This window comes from Enterococcus sp. BWB1-3 (genome assembly GCF_016745275.1).
GTDB lineage: Bacteria > Bacillota > Bacilli > Lactobacillales > Enterococcaceae > Enterococcus_L.
The window spans coordinates 1-17,359 of sequence record NZ_JADOEP010000012.1 but is presented as its reverse complement, the minus strand read 5'-3'; the positions used below and the strand labels follow the sequence as shown (position 1 = coordinate 17,359).

Annotated in this window: 14 protein-coding genes and 1 other annotated feature; of the genes, 1 reads left to right on the top strand and 13 read right to left on the bottom strand. The window is 35.3% G+C overall.

Annotated features, from left to right (window positions below; translation table 11 throughout):
- Positions 1–109: 109 nt before the first annotated feature.
- The 7 genes from IW492_RS09715 to IW492_RS09685 all read right to left on the bottom strand — a co-directional run bounded on the left by IW492_RS09715 (position 110) and on the right by IW492_RS09685 (position 5,926).
- Complete coding sequence (locus IW492_RS09715; protein ID WP_202067426.1) at positions 110–421, bottom strand: V-type ATP synthase subunit F; 312 nt, start codon at positions 419–421, stop codon at positions 110–112.
- On the bottom strand, positions 411–1,412 hold the full coding sequence (locus IW492_RS09710; RefSeq protein WP_202067425.1) for a V-type ATPase subunit: 1,002 nt from the start codon (positions 1,410–1,412) through the stop codon (positions 411–413). Before IW492_RS09710 ends, IW492_RS09715 begins: the two co-directional genes overlap by 11 nt.
- Before the next feature lie 12 nt (positions 1,413–1,424).
- Positions 1,425–2,006 carry a hypothetical protein gene (locus IW492_RS09705; protein ID WP_202067424.1) on the bottom strand — a complete coding sequence of 194 codons (582 nt, stop codon included), beginning with the start codon at positions 2,004–2,006 and terminating at the stop codon, positions 1,425–1,427.
- Between the two features lie 12 nt (positions 2,007–2,018).
- Positions 2,019–2,492, bottom strand: coding sequence for a V-type ATP synthase subunit K (locus IW492_RS09700; RefSeq protein WP_202067423.1), 474 nt, complete (start codon positions 2,490–2,492; stop codon positions 2,019–2,021).
- A gap of 16 nt (positions 2,493–2,508) precedes the next feature.
- Positions 2,509–4,509: a V-type ATP synthase subunit I gene (locus tag IW492_RS09695; RefSeq protein WP_202067422.1), complete on the bottom strand. Its 2,001-nt coding sequence runs from the start codon at positions 4,507–4,509 to the stop codon at positions 2,509–2,511.
- Positions 4,496–4,822, bottom strand: coding sequence for a hypothetical protein (locus tag IW492_RS09690; protein WP_202067421.1), 327 nt, complete (start codon positions 4,820–4,822; stop codon positions 4,496–4,498). Before IW492_RS09690 ends, IW492_RS09695 begins: the two co-directional genes overlap by 14 nt.
- A 125-nt stretch (positions 4,823–4,947) precedes the next feature.
- Positions 4,948–4,995 (bottom strand) — a sequence feature (sodium ion sensor (DUF1646 type); this cis-regulatory element may regulate processes involved in with the transportation of sodium ions).
- Positions 4,996–5,476: 481 nt separating this feature from the next.
- On the bottom strand, positions 5,477–5,926 hold the full coding sequence (locus tag IW492_RS09685; protein WP_202067420.1) for a universal stress protein: 450 nt from the start codon (positions 5,924–5,926) through the stop codon (positions 5,477–5,479).
- 204 nt (positions 5,927–6,130) lie between these two features.
- On the opposite strand from IW492_RS09685, the gene IW492_RS09680 reads away from it, so the two are divergent.
- Positions 6,131–6,280 carry a hypothetical protein gene (locus IW492_RS09680; protein ID WP_202067419.1) on the top strand — a complete coding sequence of 50 codons (150 nt, stop codon included), beginning with the start codon at positions 6,131–6,133 and terminating at the stop codon, positions 6,278–6,280.
- Between the two features lie 780 nt (positions 6,281–7,060).
- On the opposite strand, the gene IW492_RS09675 is transcribed toward IW492_RS09680, so the two are convergent.
- The 6 genes from IW492_RS09675 to IW492_RS09650 all read right to left on the bottom strand — a co-directional run bounded on the left by IW492_RS09675 (position 7,061) and on the right by IW492_RS09650 (position 16,964).
- On the bottom strand, positions 7,061–8,326 hold the full coding sequence (locus IW492_RS09675) for an aminoacyltransferase (protein WP_202067418.1): 1,266 nt from the start codon (positions 8,324–8,326) through the stop codon (positions 7,061–7,063).
- Between the two features lie 594 nt (positions 8,327–8,920).
- The gene (locus IW492_RS09670; protein WP_202067417.1) at positions 8,921–9,898 is read right to left on the bottom strand and encodes a S66 family peptidase; all 978 of its coding nucleotides are present in this window, start codon (positions 9,896–9,898) and stop codon (positions 8,921–8,923) included.
- A 1,124-nt stretch (positions 9,899–11,022) separates the two neighbouring features.
- The gene (locus IW492_RS09665; protein WP_202067416.1) at positions 11,023–11,922 is read right to left on the bottom strand and encodes a prenyltransferase; all 900 of its coding nucleotides are present in this window, start codon (positions 11,920–11,922) and stop codon (positions 11,023–11,025) included.
- A 128-nt stretch (positions 11,923–12,050) separates the two neighbouring features.
- Positions 12,051–12,536 (bottom strand): GNAT family N-acetyltransferase, encoded by a 486-nt coding sequence (locus IW492_RS09660; RefSeq protein WP_202067415.1) that lies wholly within the window; start codon positions 12,534–12,536, stop codon positions 12,051–12,053.
- Between the two features lie 880 nt (positions 12,537–13,416).
- Positions 13,417–14,340, bottom strand: coding sequence for a helix-turn-helix domain-containing protein (locus IW492_RS09655; protein ID WP_202067414.1), 924 nt, complete (start codon positions 14,338–14,340; stop codon positions 13,417–13,419).
- A 623-nt stretch (positions 14,341–14,963) separates the two neighbouring features.
- Positions 14,964–16,964, bottom strand: coding sequence for a transglutaminase domain-containing protein (locus tag IW492_RS09650; RefSeq protein ID WP_202067413.1), 2,001 nt, complete (start codon positions 16,962–16,964; stop codon positions 14,964–14,966).
- Between the last annotated feature and the right edge of the window lie 395 nt (positions 16,965–17,359).

Below are 17,359 nucleotides of genomic sequence, written 5' to 3'. Positions count from 1 at the left end.
TCATATGATACTCGTAAGTAATTTGTTCTATTATTATTTTAGGCTCTAAATTTCCATAGTGTTAAAAAGTTTCTTCAGCTTCATCCTTCTTGAATTCAACAGATAAATTCTATAAAATATTTTGTCCAATTGCCTTTTCAACATTTTTCTGCACAGCCTTTTTTCCAATCCCCTTTGATCCTGCATTACTAGGAATTAGTATGATGGCCGGCTGGATTCTGCTTCTGTAACGGTTGATTGTTTCTGAGACCTGTTCAGAAGCTTCCTCTGTAATAAAGATTACACCATAATCTTCAGCAGCCATTTGTTCAATGCTGTCTCTAATTTGACGAGCAGACATCCCATAACGAACATCAAAGCCAAACAGTTTGAAGGGCATAACAGAATATTTATCCCCGATAACGCCAATTTTATGAGCCATGGACTATCCGCATCCTTTCTTTCAGTCGTTCTGTCGGAAAATGATTTTTCTTTCCAACAACAAGCAAACGGAGGTTTTTCCACTCTACTTCCTTTGCATTTAGATACGCAAGCAAAGGTAATGGGCCAAATGCAGTCACACGCCCTTTAACAAAAAGGTTTGTTAAATAATCATCTTTCTTTTTTTCAAAGGCAGTTAAATCCAAAACATGCGTTTCCGGATTCACGATTGAAGAAAGCATATCACCATATTTCGTTGATAAAATAAATGAGGTATATGCTTCCAACGATTCTTTTGCATATGGCAAATGGTCTTGCTTTGCAATACTGCCCGAACTAGAAAGGATAGTGGATAAAAAAGTTCTCGTTTGCCTCTGAATAATCCCTCTTGCCATAACAGCAATGTTTGTCAGATCAATAAACGCTGTAACCTCTGCAATAATATCTGAGTATCCCAATTTATCCGCCAGTTGTTTTTGAAAGGTTAAAAACAGCCGATCATAGATAACGTCAATCGCCTGAAGCAGTGTTGATTCCTGAAGATAATCAAATACCTCTCTGATAGCACTCAGCAGCTCTTCCGGCAGTTCACTGGACATTTTTGTATGAACCGCACTTTTCATAGTTGATAGAGAATATCGCCCGTCCTCAATAAATAGGTGGTCCAAATGTTGATTTGTGACCTCTGCTTTTGTCAGAACCTTTAAATTATGAAAAGTAAAACGAGAAGTATAGATAGCAATAATTTCAGGCTCAGGCGCCATCTGATAGAGCCATTCAAATAACTTACCCTGTTCTTTTGAATAAATATACTCAAAATTTTCCTCAAAATCTGTTTTTAAATATTCTCCATAAACAGTATTTCTTAAAATATCACGAAGCTCCTCCATATCTGCTGCCTTCAATAGCTGCTCATATTGGGATGCTGTCAGCAGCTCCATTTCTTTAAGACGAATTAAAGGATTGATTTGATTGTATGCTGTTTCTTTCAACGCTATCCTCTCCTAACCAAATAGCATCTCCGCTATTTTATAGATTTCCGTCGTTTGTACTTCCTGAACCAACGTAGAAAACAGGAAATTATATTCAATTCCATCCTTTGCAAGCACAAAGCCGCTTTCTTTTGGGATGATTTTCTCAGACAACTGTAATGTCAGCTTATCTGTTGCAAATTGATCAAGCCAGGTCTGACTTATTTTATCTTTTGAGTATTCTCCTGCGTTGAATACAACTTCACCGGATAAATCCAGCTTGGATAACATTCCAGATGCAAACTGCTGAAAGGTTTCTGTATCCCATTGCTTCATTTTTTCAGTCGTTTCTTTAAACAATTGACCGAGAAGCTCCTGCTTGCTGTTTAATGTCGCCTGCTTTACTTCCAGCTGCTGTCGATTTTGTTTTTGCCTAAATATCTTTTTACTCAGCTCCGCATTTTTAGTGATTTGTTGCTTTTTTTGAATGTCCAAAGCAGCAATCTGTTCATAAAAGTTACTTTCAATACGGTTTACTTCGCTCTTTTTGACTGCTTCTGCTTCGCGGGTTCCTTTTTCGAGAATCTGCTCAACAATCTTTTCAATTGCATCCATAGTCAACCTCCCTTACTTCACATTCAGCACAAGTAAGAAGGAAATTACAAAGCCCAAAATTGCATAGGTTTCTATCATTGCAGCATAAATAATTCCCTTTGTTGCATGTTCAGGCTTTTTAGCAAGAATTTGGATACCTGCCGCAGCAACACGTCCCTGTGAGATACCTGAGAATAATCCTGCAAATGCAATTGGTAATGATGCAACAAAATAATTCAGTCCCTGAACCATTGTCATACTATTATCAAGGTCGATAAAGATAAGGAACGCGATAACGAATCCATATAATCCCTGTGTTCCGGGAAGCAGCTGCAGGATCAGAGCTTGTCCGAATTTCTCAGGCTGTTCGGTTGTCAGTGCTGCTGCTGCTTCTCCTGTGAATCCAACACCTTTGGCAGACCCAATACCAGATAAAATTGTTGCCATGGCCATTCCTAAAACTGCAAAAAGTATTCCGCCATTTTCATTAATTAAATAATCAATCATCTCTACATTCCTCCACTTATTTCTTCAATTTCGTCTTTTCGATATTCAGATGTTTCTCTTCTGCTTTCAGCGGTTGAAAAGCTCTTCCGCCTCCTGAATAAAATTTTCCGAAAAACTCTACATATTGCAAACGTGCACCGTGAACATAAGCACCCAGCAAACTCAGGAACAAGTTTAACGTATGCAAAGCGATAATCAGCAAAATTCCGACAGTAAATCTGGCAATCGGCGGCATGAATGCAACAAGCATATTAAAAGCTGCAGCAATGCTTCCGCCTGAAATTCCCAGTGCCATTAAACGTGTATAACTAACCAAATCACCAATATAACCCGTTAAATTGTACAGTTCATAAAGTCCTTTAGCAATCCCTTTTACTTTGGATTTGGATTGAATCACAGGTACTGCCACAATTGACAGGGCAGAAATTACAGCTGCTGTGATTCCGACAATGAAAAAGCCATTGTTGTTCATTACCAGCATTCCCAGAACAGCAATCAGAATACCTGTTAGCAATCCCTGCCAGGCAAAGCTGTCGCCAATACTTGTGAGATACTGCTTCCTTTTCATCAATTCAATTCCATTAATAATCAAACCGGTCATCAGCTGAATAAAACCAAACGCCACTGACAGAAGCAAAATCGTATTCACATCTTCAGTTGTTGAAAGAATTGGAAACGGCAGATGTATACTAAACAGTGTTTTTGGAAAATCAACACCAAAAAATGAACCGTAGATAATTCCCCAAACAATTGTCGGAAATGACAGGATAAAGAAAAAATCAACAAAACGTTTTTTAACTCTATTCAAAACTATATTTTTTCTTACAACTATTGTTATAAGAAACATTAACAGTCCATAACCCAGATCTGCAACCATCATCCCAAAAAATACCATATAAAAAGGAGTCATCACCGGTGTAGGATCAATTTCATCATATTTCGGTAAACTGTACATTTCTGTCAGCATTTCAAAGGGTGCTGCAACTTTATTATTTTTTAACTTAACAGGAATATCCATCTGAATTTCTTCAGCAGTCGGCTGTTCGAATGTCAGATATACCTCGGTTTCAGGGACTGCTTTATTTAGGACTGACAAAAAATTATTTTTTTCTTCCTCAGGAATCCACCCCTGCATCAGACAGAAATAGTGTGTATTTAACAAATGGTCCTTTGCCTGCTCCCGATAAATCAGAGCATAAATCATTTCTTCTGCAAGATACAGTTCCTCAAGATGATCTCTGTATACCCCAAGTTCCTTCTTAATTGTTTTCTCTTCATCAACAAGCTCTACCAGTTCTTTTTTTGTATTTTCATAGGCTTTGCTCGGTACAACATCATAAGGATAATTCATTCGCTCAAAGCTGAAACGGTTTAACAGTCCGCCAATCTCATCTTCATTTTCTTTCAAATAAATCAGGCTGTAGTAAACATGATTTGTACTATAATACAACTCTTCATAATAAATCGAAGGGATATTCTTTAAAGCTGCTTGAAACTCTTCATTGTTCGCTGCATTAATCGAACCTGATACCAGAGAAGCCTCGGTCAGTATCACTTGCTGAGGTACAACATCAAGTGCCTGCCACCTTGTCAGCCAATCTTCTTCTGTAAGAAGCTTTTTCCGTTGACTGTTCACATAATCCAGACGCCTTTTTAAACTTTCAACAGCACTCAGATAACCTAGGATTTTCTCCTGATTAAAAGATGATTCCAGAGAATCCAATGACTGTACTCTCCTCTTAAAACCATTTTTATGTCCTTCTTTACTTGAAAAATAATCAATAAACAGGAGTACATCATGAATCCTCAGCAGCATTTCTTCGTAGAATTTTTTCCTCTGCCTGTTGCTTGCTGTCTGATCTAAAGAAAAATAGTGATCAATATAGGACTGGTCCACACTGGAATGATAGAAATCTTTGATTTCTACTGCCTGCAGTCCCTGAATTGCCTGAAGGATCGTCTCCTCCTGATCTGCCGCAGCTATAATCGTTACTTTCTCCATTTTATTGACTGCCATAAAGTACATTCACCCTTTCAATGACATAATCAATCATTTCATCTTTATTTCTATCATACTTCTCCTTAAAAAGATCCTTCTGTTCCTCTGCTTCTTTCAATAATAGTTCTTTTTCATTTTGAAGCTGCTGCTGTTGAATTTTTGTTGTCTCCTTCAGCAGCTCTTCTACTTCTTTCTGGTTTTTCGTTTGAAGAAGGAGCAGTTCCTGTTCCATTTTCGCTTCATACTCAACCATTTCACGCTGTACATCCTTTTTCATTTCCTGTACACGCTCTTCCGCCAGTCTGATCTGTTCCAATGCATTGAATACCATCCTCTCACCTCCAGCATTCGTCAATTTTGTCAATTTTCTAAATAGCATAAAAATTAAAGATTGTTTACAAGGAAACGGATTATTCCTCTCAATGAACACACAAAAGAGGCCGAACTCAAAAGTCGTTCTTCTCACCCCTTGAAGAACCTGATCCTTGAAGCTTCCGCCCAACCATTATATTCATTCACATAAAATACATTTTAACAAAAAAACTGCAGAAATTCAAACCAGTTGTTGAAATGTTATTTTTTCTACAGTTAACTCTTTATTTAGTTAAGCGGACATTTCTATAGTCCTCAGTATTTCCAGCAGTTGTGATATCAGCGATACTCTCTAATCAGCCAGTCATCCAGTTTTGACAATCCAGTTGCATAGGATCAATCGTCTCAGGGCGTTCAATCTCAATTAAGCACCGCACACCAGCGCTTCTTCTGTGCCTCTGACAATTACAGCTGCAGCTTCTTCTTTTCCAAAACAGCAATTGGCTCTTCGGAAAGCATCTTTTCACTCCCTCTTTTTTTACTGTTATAAATAACTTAACATCTTTAAGAAGATTTGAAAACAAGCTTTGAGAAAAAATATCACTTCCATTTTAACAGAAAAAGAAGTGAAAATAAGCGAATCCTCCTCACTATTTTCACTTCTCCTAAGTACCTATTCTTTCCCTGCAACAACCAATACATCACTGTTAGAGTGATTAACCACATACGAGGTTGTTGAGCCTACAAGTACACGCTGCAATGCATTCAACCCAGTTTTACCAATCACAACTAAATCAATCGGCTCTTCAGATTCAGAAAAATCAGAAAGCAATGTTTTAGGATAACCATAAAGAACATAGGTTGCCACATTATCCAACCCGCCTGCATGAGCCAAGTCTGCTCTCTGCTGCATTTTTTCTTCTTCTCTTTTTCTAAGGACTTCCATCGCATTGGTTACCGAAACCGTAAGCTCCCCAAAATAATTACCGATTTCCTCAATAACATAAACAATATGAAGCTTTGCCTGATTTCGTTTCGCAATTTCAAGTGCTTTCTCAAACGCTTGTTCTGCCTGAGCTGAACCGTCAACTGCTACTAAGATATTTCGATATGTTTGTTCCATGATGAATCCCTCCCTTTATAGTTCTATTTTACTATGAAATGGGGAAAAGGCAAAATAATCCAACATTTAAGAAAAGAAACAAAATAAATAATCTAAATAATAACAATTGTAAATAGAGGAAAAAAATGATATGATGTATTTAGGATTTCGTTATCATATTATCGTTGCCTTTCAAGAAACAATTATGAAAGGAGTATGATTTCTATGACATACAAAACAAGAAACATTGACTACCGTGTAGCTCTAGACACAAAGAAAAACATTTTTATGGTCTATGATGCGAATGATCATAACAAAGTTGCCTATGGTGTCACAATTGAACAAGCTATACAACAACTAAAATTAACTGCTTAAAGTAAGGAGTAAAACAGTTCAATGGACGAGTTGAGTAGTAACACTACGGAATAGAAAAGGTATCAGGACTATAAATAGATCTGATACCTTTTTTGTATTCTAAAATCCTTTGTATCCATTTCATACGTTTTTGGTTAAAAACTATATCCATCCCACGCACCCTCTTCACTAAATGAATTGTCTTTGGCATCGACACCTCTTGATCTCTCATTCTCTATAAGCTGGTTTCTAAATAAAAAACAAGCTATAGCACCTCCCCAGGCACCATAGCTTACTTTTGCACTTTCTAAATTGAAAATTGAACTTAATCTGGTCTGCACTTTATAGTTCTTTAAAGTCTGTTGTAATTTGAAGTAAATCATTAGACTACTGTATTATTTCACAAGCAGCAGTATTAGACAATATTGCATGAGCAATTTTATCATTCCGGCCTCCCTTTCTCAAATTAAGAAAAAACATGTTTACAAACATCCATTTTCTTAAGTAAAGAATAACAAACAAATATGAAGAAATAAAGACATACACTTATTTTTTGCAAATTTTGCATAAATAATCTCAAAAAATACAAAAAAAACTAAAATGAGAGAAAAACTGTTCTTTTGTATGTTATATCAGCAAGAAAACTGATATAAGTACTTAACTTTAAAGGTTTTTTCTGTATCAAAAAACATTTTTTAAAGAAAAAGACGAAATATTCCTCAAAAAAAACAAGGATAAAGTGTTTGTCATAGTCCCATCACTCTAAGTATAAACCAACAAACTGATAGTAGGCGCCTTATTCTACCCTCTACCTCTGAGTTTATTAACGAACTCGCGAACATGCTTCAGTATCATATATGCTTTATACTTACCAGGATTAATAATTGTTTTAAAGGTACCAATCTTTTCTTCTGCGTAGCCATTAAAAGACTGCTTAAATTTCAGAATACCATCTGAGCCGTCAAAAATACCCTCAATTCCATAAAAATTGTATAAAGGAATATTTTTTTCCACTGAATATCTTAGCATTTTATCTTGAATTAAAAATGGCGCATAAAGCTTTTTAAACTCTTCTTCTGTTCCTGAAAAGAGGTAAACTGTTTCATGGGGACAGCTCAGGAACAGTGCACAGGCTAATGCAACTTCATCTCCATGTGTTTCAAGCATTTTCTTTCCTTCTTCAATGCGCTTTTCATATGTTGAAAATTCATCTGAAAATTCACGTTTTTGGTTGTTTTTCTTTCGACTATTAGGATTGATCGCCAAAAATGCTGCTACTTCATCCAATTTTTTCTGCAGCTGCTCTTTCTGCTGTACCAGACTCTCCAAATAGGTTCTAAAATTTATTTCAGCAACAACAAATTTCGCCCGATCGCCGTATGCTTTGTAAACAGCTTGATAATAATCCAGTGATTTATCCTTGAAGTTTCTTCGAATACTTGTACGTTCAGTAATTTCTTTGAACTGCGGAAGCTCTTCGTACCTCAATTCTTTTGTTGTTATTCCAAAGCTTTTTGCTTTATTTAAACTGTATTTTGCATCTTTACCATAAGATTTCAGAAGCTCTGGCTCAGTAAAACCTTCAAGTGATTTTTTGTAAATCCATTGCGGATTCCCATCTGTAGCATAGCCGCTTGTAAACCCTTCGTGAATATATCCTTCTTTTGAAAACTGCTGAATCACTGACTTATCTTTATCATTCAACAATTTTCCATAGTAATCATACATACCATAAGCACAATTTGGACTAATTGTTAGATACAAACATCCTTCTTTTTTTACATACTCTTTTAAATTTTCCAGAAAGTAAGAAAGCAACGCTGTATTATTTTTAGGTATTTCAAGTCCGTCAATATCAAAAACAAAACCTACGCCCAATTTCGTTTTGGTCATTAATGCTGACATCACGGTATTATCAGATTCATCCTTGACTCCTGGGAAAAAGACCTCTACTCCTCTTGATTTTTTCAGCGAAGCCATCTCTTTCGTTTGGAGATAATTTCCATTCTCAGCTTCATCAGTAAATTTTCCAAATTCATGTTCTTCAAGTAAATAAAATTTATACATACAGCAGACTCCCTCATCATTTATAAAGATTGAATTATTGTCATTTTAGTTTCCTAATGTATAGACCAAATTAAAACTAAGTAATACTTCTAGTCCAAGAAACGTACAGCATATACCAGAAGCGTAGAAGCAAGTTCTTGCATGACCTTAAGACATGCGACGATCATTCGTAGAAGCAAGTCTTGCATGACCCTCAGACATGTGACGATCATTCGTAGAAGCGCAGAAGCAAGTTCTTGCATGACCTTAAGAGACATGCGACGATCATTCGTAGAAGCGTAGAAGCAAGCTTTTAACACAGGAATAAATTATTGCTAATTCATCAGATTATCGGTTCACATACCATTCTACTAGATGTTCCTGTAACAGTGGGACTGACGATTCTCCAGCTGCTTTTATAGCTGTTCGTTCTTGTCATTGAAGCGTACAAGTTACTATTTTCTATCATTGGACATCATCTACAGACTATCTTTTATCGTAATTTGAGCAGAACGCTAGTTTGCCATTACACAGTCAATCACTGGCTTAATTAGAACTTTTTTCCTTTACACAGTAACATTCTATATTATACCTATTCATGGTAAATGAAAGCAATCAATTTTCCTCATGGTCCATGAAAGAAATTTCTTGGTTTGCTGTATTTATTGTCATCTTTTGACCAACAGGAAAAGTAAATATTGGTTGTGTATGTCCAAAATTGACATTGTACAGAACAGGAATCGTTTTTGCTACAGGATGTTTATCCAATAGCATGATCAAACGCTCTTCCGTCATCTCTGTTGCAGCAGAAAATCTGCCAATCACTAAAGCAGCCGGTTTCCGATAAACTTGCAGGATTGAAGCCATGTCACGGGCAAAATCTCTAAAATCCCCTTCTTCTTCCATTTCCATAAAGATAACAGGATGATCAATTAAAGGCTGATAAACAGTCCCTGAAAGTAAATTGAATGTCCCTATGTTTCCTCCCAAACTAACACCTTCTGCTGTCCCTTCAGAATAGACTTTCCAGCCATTTGAACTAATATTCGGTTTATATTCATCTAGAAACCAAGGATCATCACTCCACTGCTCTGAAGCAGTTAATTGATGCTGTCCGAACTTCATTAACACATCCTCAAAAGAAGCTGTTTGATACTCCTGAAGCATTTTCATTTTAAAGCTTGAATAATGCGGACCACTATACGTTACTAAATCAGATTTCGTATAAATTGCATTATTCAAAGCAGTAATATCACTATACCCGCAAAATATTTTAGGATTCGCTCCAATAAGTTCATAATCCAAATAGGGAAGCAGTTCATTACTGTTGAAACCACCTATAGAAGTTAAGATTCCCTGAACCTGCGGATCTAGAAATGCTTCATGGAGATCTTCTACTCTGGATTCAATAGATGAAGAGCCCATTTGATCGTTTTCCATACTGTTTTTACTGAAGCTGACAGTTAATCCTAATTTCCCCAAGACTTTTTCTGCCTCCTGATTTCCTGCTGCTCCACCGATTCTTACCATACTGCTCGAAGGAAAAATCACTCGGATATGATCTCCCTTTTTTAATTTTTTCGGAATAATCATTACTGATGCCTCCATATCCATTAATACTTTTCCTTATCCTATCATAAATTGTCAATTAAAAGATATGGGCTGCTGCCTAGAGAACACAAAAATTCATCGTTTCCATTAAAAAAAGTTTCTAAAAACAAGCTGTTTGATTATCCTGCTAAAAATTTATCCGCCTAACCTTAATCTTTCTGACAAAATAATGCTAGCATATTAACCGGATTAAACCTAAGTTATGCTTCTAATCCAAGAAATGTGCATCTATCCAGTAGTCTTACATATAAGACTACTGGATAGGTGACAAGCATTCGTAGAAGCAAGTTCTTACATGACCATAAAACATGTACCAATATAAATGAACAGCGGCTCCAAATTAAAGATAGGTGATCGCTTTGCGACCTAAGACAACCTATTAAATAAATTATTATAAGGTGGAGAAAAGCAGGGGATGAATCCTTGTATGTCAAGTATTTTTGGGGTTTTAAGTGAATATACTTCAAATTATCATAATAAAAAAGAGAATTAAAACTACTTTTACTTTTCCCTATCACATGAATTACAATCCATTTAAGGAAGAGACTATTTCCATAATGTCAATAAAAAACATTGGATTATGTGTTTGAGGAGCATACTCTGGATAATTTCAATTTTTTTACATTATCAAATAATGAAATAAATCATTTTATTCAGAGTATTTTTGAAAAGGGGCAATAGGAAATTGAGTATGCTGAAAATGATGGTTATATTCATAAAAGAATCACAACAAATACTAACAAAGCCTATCAGTACTTTTATGATTTTCTTGATGGTCATTCAATCAATCTACGCTTATAAAAAAAATTGCTGTTGCAGATTTTACATAGAAGCAACAAGAAGAGAGCAAGACAAAAATAAAGTTTCAAACGCTCTTCATATCTAACCCCGAATAAACGGCGGTACAAAAGTAACTCCTTCGGAATTAAGCCGAACGATTCTGAAAATATAAGAAGCTCCATGAAGGTATCTATTCACAGCTATTCATTCTATGAATAGTGTTCCTTGACAATTTTTGGATATTCCTTCTTAATTCTCGGAGCTGATCGCTTTTGTACCGACCGCCTCTTGAACTTTATTTAAATTTTAATACTAATCGAAACTTACTATAAAAATGCTGTGATTAAATAAATTAACGGATAACCAACCATCATCAAAGACATGGCCTTCAAAACAATTGGGAATGTTTCTTTTTTGATTTGTCGTTTTACATAAGGCCTCAACATAAAGAAAATGACTGGTAAAAATAGTAATGAAAGAAGCAGAAACGGAGAAGCTAATTTCAAATAAACTGAAGCTGCAATAGAAACAGCCTGCACTGCCGTTAATACAAGCAACAAACGAACACTCGTCTTTTTCCCTATATAATAAACAAGCGTTTTTCGATTATTTTTAATATCTTCTTCCAAATCACAGGTATTATTCGCCAGTAAATTATTAAACATACAGAAAACCATAGGCATGCAGACGATAAATGTCTTTAATAAAAAGCCCTTTGATTCCTGCTGATACTGAAAGCTTGTTAAGTATGCACTCATCATTGGAATCATATACCCGCTTAAAAGGGCGGGAATGCTTTCTGCAATCGGCAGACTGTTTATCGGATGCTTTCCGGTTGAATACCCCAGTCCTACATAATATCCAAAGACTCCTAAAATAAAAACAAAAATATCTGAATGCCAAGTCAAAAATGCCCCTGTAAAAAAAGATAAAAGCAGGATCAATAAGAACGAAGAACGAACCGTTTTAAGTGATAGGTGTTCTCTGCCAATAATATTCGTCACTTCTTTATACTTCAAATCCTCTGCATTTTGATAGTCCATGTAGTTATTAAAAATATTGACTGCGATATGAATAAACAATAATGTAATCGTAAAAACCAAAACTCGCCAATTATAAAAAACACCATATTCTACTTTTGCAAACGACATACCCAACAGAATCAGAAAGAAATTTAATGGCGCTGTATAAATTTCTCCTAACTCCCATAAAATCTTTCCACTCATTCTATCCCTAATTTCTAATTTTTTTCGTACTTACTGACTATAGTCATTTTCTGAAAAAGAGTCAATAGAAGAGTCTTTATGTATTGACTTTTGGTTCAGGTCGAAGATAATTGTCTGAAAATGCTACTTCACATTCCAAGAACAGAAATGTTTTTCTCCATATAGACGATATCCATCTTGTCTGTTACTTTTACTTCTAATCCTGTTTGAGCATAGCCCAATTTTTCATAAAGACAGATGAGTTTTTCTTCCTGCTTAATCGTGTCCAGCTGCCAGCAGGTCACCTCTGGAAACTGTTTTTCTACTTTCAGCATCGACATATAGCCCAAACCATGTCCCTGCGCTTCCGGTAGTATCGCAATGGGTGCAATACGTCCAATTGGCTGTTCCACCAATACGCGGATAACGCCAATTTTTTTGCCAGTATATTCTATAAAGAAAAACGAAGTGTTCGAACGCAAAAATTTACTTTTTAGACTATCCAATTCTTCCATTGCCGGATTGGTCTCTACGTCCTGATATTTCTCAAGCAGTTCACTAAACGATTTTTGGTATATGTTTTGTACTTCACTAAGCTGTTCTTTATTTGTGATTAATGTTAATTGAATCCCCATAGCCCTATCCTTTTCAAGTTTTCATACTATTCCATAAACCCTCTTCATCTATACACAACTATCGCTGAGCCTTACTCCTCATAGATATCAAGTAATTTAAAAAGCTGACAAACCATAGGAATTCCAGTGTGAATTTTTGTCCAAATATTTTCAATTCCCAGATAAAAAACTTTTTGTGTTCATTATACTAATACTCATAGCTTAAATCGTCTGCTTCTTCCGTTTAGACAAATACTTCTTACTAAACCGTTCATCGGAGGTACTTCAATTTTAGTATACTGGACAATTACCAGAGGAAATTCTCTTTCATTGCAACTGCTGAATTTACTGTATGGGTTTCGATCAGTAGTAGATTTTGTCTTGTTATGCAGACTCATCCGACCTGCTTCAGCCACAACATCACGATTGTCGCCTTGCCATCCAACAGCTCCTACTGCCAAACCTGTAGCAGACTTTCACCGCCTATTATCTTGTCCGGACATTGACCCGCTCTATTACTGTTAAATAAGTACAGTCTGGTAAGAGAAAGTTTTCCTAGCAAGAAATAATAGGAGTTACATTTTAGTCAATGAAAAGCAAAAAGATCGACTGGTCAAAAATCTCCGCAGTGTCAAAGGAAAATCGGGAATCAGAGCTGTTTTACAAGACTAATTACAGCTGATTGGATTCGATTCAGCGATGGAGTCGAGCAGCCATTTTTCACAGACGATTTGCTTGAAGTCCACTGCCTAAATACTTGACCATGATGATTCTTGCAGTTGCGTTCTATAGAAGAATAATCTCAGAACAAGACACTAGTCGTTACCCATGCAGGGCACACATAAAAATTACTGAAAACAGAATTCCAGCTGTCTCAGTATCTTTCTTGCTTTCCTATAAATTATCCCTCTTTTATGAGGTTGATTGGAAGATGTGTTCTCTTTTCTTTATATTTTTCATCAAATTTCTTTTGTGTCAATGTCTTTAGTTCTGCTTTCATTGTCTCTGCTTTTTCATAATCTCCGATATCTCTGGTCATATTTACAAAAGTTAAAAGCTTAGTATAAGCAGAAGGATCTCCATTAGATAGAAATTCTATTAGACTGTCCAAATAATTTAAATCCAGTCTGTGACTATAATTTCTAAAAAGACTAGGTTGCTTTTTTGCCAGTTCAAGATAATCCTTTGCAGAACTTAAATTATTGTCATGAATTCTAAGATTAATTAAGTTTATCAAAATACTGTAGGCAAAATTCTTTGTTGTACTGTCTCTCTTAGCCTCATCTTTGATTGGAATTACCTGCTTTATAATCGAATCAGCCCGTTCAGTTGAAAAATAAGGAATAATATTCATGATTATTGCGTAATCATATTGGAAATAATAATCTTTATCCGCTACGTTTCTATAAGCGATCTCAACATCATTTTTATTAATCGGAGGGATTTCATTCCATAAATTTTGAAAGCAGTGCTTAATTGCTAAATAGTTGGAAAATTCTCTTAAGTTTTTATTCGTCTTGTTATTTAATCTTTTAAAATAACTGATCAGCTTTTCTTTGTCGTGATGATTGTTGGATTGGTCTAGGCAATTATGAAGTAATTCTCTAAAAGATTGCTGATCGTAATCAAACATAATATAGGAAAAAAATTCATGCACATTTACAGACAAACCATCCAGAATCCCACTTAAATCGTTCATTCTAACTGGTCGTTCATCTCCTTCAATTCTTGAATAAGCTGTGCGATCCAGATAGCTTTTCGAAATCTCCTGTTGAGTGAACTTTTTCTTTTTTCGAATAAATCTTAATGTCTCTCCAATTTCCAAAAAATCTCCTCCATTTCGTGTCAATAACACACACATTAAAGAAATAAATAAGCTTTTTCATCTTTTTTGCTTACAAAAAGTACTTTTTAGTGCGGTTTTATCAAAACGCTTCAAATGTACTTTATCGTTTCTTTAATGTCTGATAACATTTACCAACAGAGGGGTTACTTCCTTAAAATTAAAATGACCTTTATATTGGAAAAGTACGAAAAACATATTACTTTTTAGTTTAAAACTGCTATACAAATCAACAACTCTTTCCAATCCCGACACTACTTAGTCTGCAAAACAATAATGCCGGGAAGTTTTCATATAAAACAGCTAATTCAATATGAAAACATAGCTTATTATACCAAAAAGCTCAAAACTGAACAATTCGTATTAATACAACAGCTAATCAAACATTTTTAGTTTTGCATATTTATGTCGTTATACTCTTCCTTATGCAGTCGTCATTTTAATTTCATAAAAGATCAGTCTACGTAGTTTGTCCCCCTGAGAGGTTCGTTTTTCCTCTAACTACATAAACTGATCTTTTTTGTTTTTTTATCTTAATAAACTATTTTCTGATATAAAATCATTCTTCTGACTTGGCCTATTCCAAAGAATACAATAAAAAGGACTTATTTCCCTTTGAACAGTCGACTGATTTTCTTGAAAAATGTATCCTCAACAATATCAATCCCTACACCCAAATTGCTGTTTCTAATTTGATCATTCACTTTAATATATTCTTCCAGCTCTTTTCCTGAAATAGCTAAGTTGCGATACGGATGATACTCTAAATAGCAAGATACACCATGTTCAGAAATCTTTTTAGTCGTCCGATGCTGCAGCCAGACAGATTGGATATCGCATTCCTGTCGTGTAAATTTCTCCTGCTGATCAATAGCACAATCAGTGGTTAAATGAATTTCCATTTTCACTGAATTGCGGTCAATCCAAAATGGAAAATCTCGGTGATGAAAATTTTTAGCTCCGTCATCCACAAAATAAGTTCGATCCCAGTAATGCAAAAAGCGTTTATTCCCTTCTTTTAGATAAGGGCTGGAAATACGAGCTTTATAGAGTACCTGTATTTCATTTTGTTCTTTATTATCATTAACTATCTGAATAGATGTATCACTGAAGTACTTATCAATCTCTTCAGCTTCATATTTGTTGTGCAAGGCCATGTTATTATAAATTGAACCATTAAATGTCTTTATAATATCTTTATTGGTCTGGTTTTTAAACATATCTCTGGTTGTATTCGCAACTCTTCCGCGCAAAGTACCTTTTAAGCTAAAATCTGCTGCATCTTCTTTTACATTACAGGTAATGATCTCTTCAATAACCGGCGGCTGCTCCTGAAAAGGCATCTGTTTCTGCAGCTCAGTCCCTGCCTTTATTTCCAAATAATACATAAAACTGTCTTTTCGACGTTTGCCTAGCACCCCCTGATCATTTTCCACCGTTGCATCTACAAAATAAATTTTATCTTCATAATATATTTTTAGAATGGCATGATTGAAAATAAATGGAGATGGCGTATACACCGGCAAAAAGATATCCCGTTCATAATTTACCAGCACAATCTCGGAATGAATACCTAAATAATCAAGAAGCACTTTTAAAAGCACTGTCTTTGCCTTACAATCCCCCTGTTTTGTTTTAAATGTACTATCTGCTGCCTGAGGCTCATGTCCATCCATCTCAGAAGCATTATATAAATAATAGATTTGCTTTTGAACAAAGTCTATAGCATATCTGATTTTATTTTCCAAAGAAGGAAGCAGTTCTAATTCTTTTATTAACTCAGCAGCAAAAGTATTCACATCTGCCTGATAAAATTTTTGATATAGTTCTGCCAATACCTCAGTAATCTCAGTAAAATTTTTTTGAGTGGAAAAATCAATAAATGGCTCAATCTCTCCTTCTTTTATTTCCTTTCCGTTAAACAGCTTTTCCTCAATTACGAATGTTCCCTGATCTGCAATAACAACTTTTTCCTTCTCGATAATCTTTCCTGATTCATCACGAAAATAATGATAATTTCCTTCAAGGGCTTGTCCGCTTTCATTTTTTAACTGAAACCGATATTCACTATATGCCCAATAAGGCCCAGGATAGGAATAGCTATAGCGGAAAAATTGATTACGAAGACTGTCTTCACTGTATTTGCATTTGATCGTTGTCTCAATAATAAAAACATCATTTAAATGCAGATCCCGAATAAGAATCGTTATATTTTTTTGATCTGAAAAACTTCCATTATTGCCTTCCTGTATATGATCCAGAACTTTTACATTAATATCATCCAGTTTATCTATAACTTGACCGTCTCGGACTACAGATAATGTGTGAATATAGAGAACCTCATCCTTGTTCAGAATAAAATTCGTTTTAGCAGCAACATTCAAAGTTTGCGGATCATTCAATGTATACGCCATTGATGTATGGCTTTCCAGCGATGTTTGTTTCGCAGTCTCAGTAATATAACACCAAAAACAATAATCTCTTTCCTGTTCAATCTGAGCTTTATAAAAATCTGTTTCTTTTGCTTTCAGCCACATTTCAATATTTTCTTGCTTTGTTGCAGCAGAAGCTAAAGATGGTTCCAAAATATAATACTCTTTCTCCATTGCGTAAACCCCTTCATTTTAACAAATAAAATCCTTTTTTTGTAATACTATCCTTTATTCTATCGTACTCCCAGAAATAATAAAAGATGGAAAAAATTTTGAATTTACCTCAAATTTTAGAAACCAATATAGAAAATCATTGAGCGAACAGTCTCCCGAAGCGTATTCTATTTGTTTAGAAAACAGCTTATGTAACCACTGATGTAATAGGGTTTTTAGTGAAAAATGGGTGAATTCGAAGGAAAAAATTAATAAACTATAAATTTCTGCACAATCAAAACCTCCAGTGTGAACTGGAGGTTTGCTCTGCGGCTGAAAGCCTCTATTACCGGCCAGAGCCTGAAAGGCCCACTGAAGAAAGGTCTCCCGCTAGCACCACAATTACTCACGACTCC

What these genes read in the sequence shown, in the direction of transcription:
- IW492_RS09660 (WP_202067415.1), bottom strand. Translation starts at nt 12,536, where the DNA reads ATGGGGATTCAATTAACATTAATCACAAATAAAGAACAGCTTAGTGAA.
- IW492_RS09675 (WP_202067418.1), bottom strand. Translation starts at nt 8,326, where the DNA reads ATGTATAAATTTTATTTACTTGAAGAACATGAATTTGGAAAATTTACT.
- IW492_RS09665 (WP_202067416.1), bottom strand. Translation starts at nt 11,922, where the DNA reads ATGAGTGGAAAGATTTTATGGGAGTTAGGAGAAATTTATACAGCGCCA.
- IW492_RS09650 (WP_202067413.1), bottom strand. Translation starts at nt 16,964, where the DNA reads ATGGAGAAAGAGTATTATATTTTGGAACCATCTTTAGCTTCTGCTGCA.
- IW492_RS09670 (WP_202067417.1), bottom strand. Translation starts at nt 9,898, where the DNA reads ATGATTATTCCGAAAAAATTAAAAAAGGGAGATCATATCCGAGTGATT.
- IW492_RS09685 (WP_202067420.1), bottom strand. Translation starts at nt 5,926, where the DNA reads ATGGAACAAACATATCGAAATATCTTAGTAGCAGTTGACGGTTCAGCT.
- IW492_RS09695 (WP_202067422.1), bottom strand. Translation starts at nt 4,509, where the DNA reads ATGGCAGTCAATAAAATGGAGAAAGTAACGATTATAGCTGCGGCAGAT.
- IW492_RS09715 (WP_202067426.1), bottom strand. Translation starts at nt 421, where the DNA reads ATGGCTCATAAAATTGGCGTTATCGGGGATAAATATTCTGTTATGCCC.
- IW492_RS09690 (WP_202067421.1), bottom strand. Translation starts at nt 4,822, where the DNA reads ATGGTATTCAATGCATTGGAACAGATCAGACTGGCGGAAGAGCGTGTA.
- IW492_RS09680 (WP_202067419.1), top strand. Translation starts at nt 6,131, where the DNA reads ATGACATACAAAACAAGAAACATTGACTACCGTGTAGCTCTAGACACA.
- IW492_RS09700 (WP_202067423.1), bottom strand. Translation starts at nt 2,492, where the DNA reads ATGATTGATTATTTAATTAATGAAAATGGCGGAATACTTTTTGCAGTT.
- IW492_RS09705 (WP_202067424.1), bottom strand. Translation starts at nt 2,006, where the DNA reads ATGGATGCAATTGAAAAGATTGTTGAGCAGATTCTCGAAAAAGGAACC.